The sequence below is a fragment of the Limnofasciculus baicalensis BBK-W-15 genome (genome assembly GCF_024178385.1).
Classification (GTDB): domain Bacteria; phylum Cyanobacteriota; class Cyanobacteriia; order Cyanobacteriales; family Coleofasciculaceae; genus Limnofasciculus; species Limnofasciculus baicalensis.
Window position 1 is genome coordinate 1 of record NZ_JAMZMM010000547.1, and the last position, 2,941, is coordinate 2,941.

Sequence of the window (2,941 nt, forward strand, 5' to 3'; positions counted from 1 at the left end):
GTAGGGAGTGGGGGAAGAGAGTTTTGAATTTTGAGTTTTGAGTTTTAAGTTTTCTCCTCTGCTCTCCTGCTCCCCTGCCCCCCTGCTCTCCAGCCTCCCCAGCCCTGTCTTGACAATTTCCCACTTTTGTGCATGATTACAACTATGGTGACTGCTATTAACTTTGCCAGCAGCATTAATCCCTAAACCAGTCAGTACACTTAGAGCAGTTGTGGTTCCACCCACTACACATTCAGCAATAATCAGATAACCATCAGCAGCAGCGGCAGCCAGTTTTCCCCCCCACATTAAGCCTTGCATAAATAAATGATCCACCGTTTTCCGAGGTAAAGCCTTGCCTGTGGAGACACATTGAGCTGGAATACCTCCTAAATCAATTGCGGGTACAGCGGGAGGTTGGGGCAAACCAGCATTAAAAAGATAAACAGGTAAATCAAATGCTTCCACAACAGCGCGGGAAATAAAAACAGGTGATGCGCCAGCGGTTAGAGGTGGTAACGGATATGTTGGTTGTGGGGTAACTCCATTAACCAAAAATTCCCCATCTGCGATCGCAGTATACTTTCGATCTTCCGGTGTTGCACCCGCAGCGGAAATACCGGGGATTAAACCTGTGGCAGTAAATCCCAAAATGCAAGCAAGTATCGGCGATTTACCCCGATATTTGTCTAACCATCGATTGGCTTTGTCTGATTCGGTATAGATTCTGATAGCGTCCATTGTAACGAAAGAGAGGATATCCGCGATCGATCGTAAACCATTTCACACTTGCTAACTTCAATAGGACTTACCCAAAGTATCTATCTGTAGGGTGCGTTATGCGCAAGCTAACGCACCATTCCCACTCTTAGTAACGTCACTGCGTCCTATTCCAGATGTTTTAACCTATAGGTATAAAGGCTAACCCTCAACCAGGTTACTGTATTATACTATAATTAGGTGTAAACTAAAGTTGATCTATGCCAGCTAAAGATTTATTTCATAATACAGTTAAAACATCTATAGAAAAAGATGGGTGGGAAATTACTGACGAAAATCTATTTATTAAAGTTGAGGATATTGATTTTTACATAGACTTAGCCGCCGAGAGAATCTTAGCTGCTGAAAAAACTGGTAAAAAGATAGCAATAGAGATAAAATCCTTTCTCGGTGCTTCAGATGTAACTGAATTTCACCTAGCACTAGGTCAATTTCTCAACTACCGTGCGGATTTGGTATTAGCAGATGTAGCTTTTTCAGTATGTAATTTTGCCACAACTGATTTAGGATTGCTATAGTATATAGTGGTTCGATAATCTCCTGATTAAGATACCATCAGAGTAAAAAACAACACCATTAGAGAAAGGATTGCAGTACAATTAAATAGCTAGCCTAATCCAGATTACTACAGCACGGAATTTATGACTGCTGCTTCACCATCAATTTGCCCGTTTTTAGCAGGTGGGATGCTGACGGAACGCATGTTCTTTGTTGGGCGAGATGATGAAATTCGGTTTATTATTCAGAATATGGCGAATGCCCAACCGACTAGCATCAATATTGTGGGCGATCGCAAAATAGGCAAATCATCCCTACTCTATCATATCTACCAGACTTACGAAGAGCGAGTCCCTGGCTACGGACGACAACCACAGGATTTTGTGGTGGTGTACCTGTCGCTGAAAAGTGCCAATTGCCGGAAACCTGATGATTTCTATCAGGCAGTCGCCCAAGAATTGCTTAGTAGAGGTAGCGTACAAGCCAATCCAGCTTTGGCGCAACCGCTTCAGGTGACTCCCTTTGATGTCCATGCTTTTTCTCAGGCAATGGGGAATTGGAAGCAGGCAAAGGTGTTACCTGTGATTTGTTTAGATGATTTTCAAGAACTTTTAGAACCAAATAGTCTCTTTGACGATCAGTTTTATGATAATTTGCGATCGATAGAAGACCGAAGTCAGTTAATGTTGGTGATTGGTTCCCGCAAGAAATTGAAAGATTACACTAGTCGGGAAAGTGGGCGAACTTCCGGCTTTTTTAATGTATCTCAGACTTACATACTACAAGGTTTTAGCCCCGCTACAGCCATGGATTTAGTTCGTTTACCTGGCGTAAATAATCCGGCATTGAGTGAAGAAAGACAGAATTTGGCGATTAAGTGGAGTGAAGGGCAACCTTACCTCTTGCAGTTAGCAGGGAAGTGTTTATGGGAAGCACAAAAGCAAGATCGTCCGTCGGAGTGGGCACAGCGTCGGTTTGAGGAAGATGCTAATCAAGTGCCCACATCTCGTAACTATGGACGGATGATTTTTATGGCTATTGGGCGGATTGGTTTTTGGGGACAGAATTTAGGAAATACAGCAGACGATTGGAGCAATTTCCTCAAGGGAATGATCACTATTGTTACTGTACTTTTGTTGCTATTTGGGGTTGAAAAATGGCAGGATTTTACTAATTTTATGCAGCAGAGTATCAATGATATTTTGCAGAATGCTCAAACAAAGGAAGAGGAAAATAAATAATGACAGCAGATCGCATTTGGCAATATATTCGGGAATCTGGACAACTGCTGTACTGGATTTATTTTAAGCCCTTTACTTTGAACGATAAGTTACAGGAAATTCACCCAGATTTAAAACTAGATACTAATCCATTTACACTCAAGGCTGAGTTTCCTCGCAATCCAGCACTGAAACGCTATGCAGATCAGGTGTGGTGGCTGACAGTTGTTACGCCAATCATGGCTACGATTTTTATCGCTCCTTTTATCTCAAGATTTAATGAGGGAGAGTTTAATTGGTTACACAGTGGGTTTTTTCTCACAGGTTGGATTCTAGGATTATCCTTATCTACTCTTAACTCGAAAAGGTTAATTGACTATGCCTGGTGGTTTATTTTCCCTGTGATGGTAGCGACATTTTTTTCGAATGGAGGTGTCGCGGGAGGTGTCGCGGGAGGTGTCGCG

2 protein-coding genes and 2 pseudogenes are annotated in these 2,941 nt (G+C 42.4%); 3 read left to right on the top strand and 1 reads right to left on the bottom strand.

Features of this window, described 5'->3' with window-relative positions; genetic code table 11:
* Positions 1-720 (bottom strand): nicotinate-nucleotide--dimethylbenzimidazole phosphoribosyltransferase family protein (locus NJ959_RS27925; RefSeq protein WP_507237498.1); only part of this gene is annotated, 720 nt, incomplete at its 3' end.
* 239 nt (positions 721-959) lie between these two features.
* Here NJ959_RS27925 and NJ959_RS27930 point away from each other — a divergent pair.
* From NJ959_RS27930 to NJ959_RS27940, 3 genes and pseudogenes are all read left to right on the top strand, one after another.
* Positions 960-1,220, top strand: a pseudogene (locus NJ959_RS27930) (element excision factor XisH family protein); the annotation flags it as partial.
* A gap of 180 nt (positions 1,221-1,400) precedes the next feature.
* Positions 1,401-2,498, top strand: coding sequence for an AAA family ATPase (locus NJ959_RS27935; protein ID WP_254015030.1), 1,098 nt, complete (start codon positions 1,401-1,403; stop codon positions 2,496-2,498).
* Positions 2,498-2,941 (top strand): annotated as a pseudogene (locus tag NJ959_RS27940) (AAA family ATPase); the annotation flags it as partial. The gene NJ959_RS27935 and the pseudogene NJ959_RS27940, both read left to right, overlap by 1 nt.

Bases quoted from the DNA above. Each gene is read 5' to 3' on its own strand.
- NJ959_RS27935 (WP_254015030.1), top strand. From the start codon at position 1,401: ATGACTGCTGCTTCACCATCAATTTGCCCGTTTTTAGCAGGTGGGATG.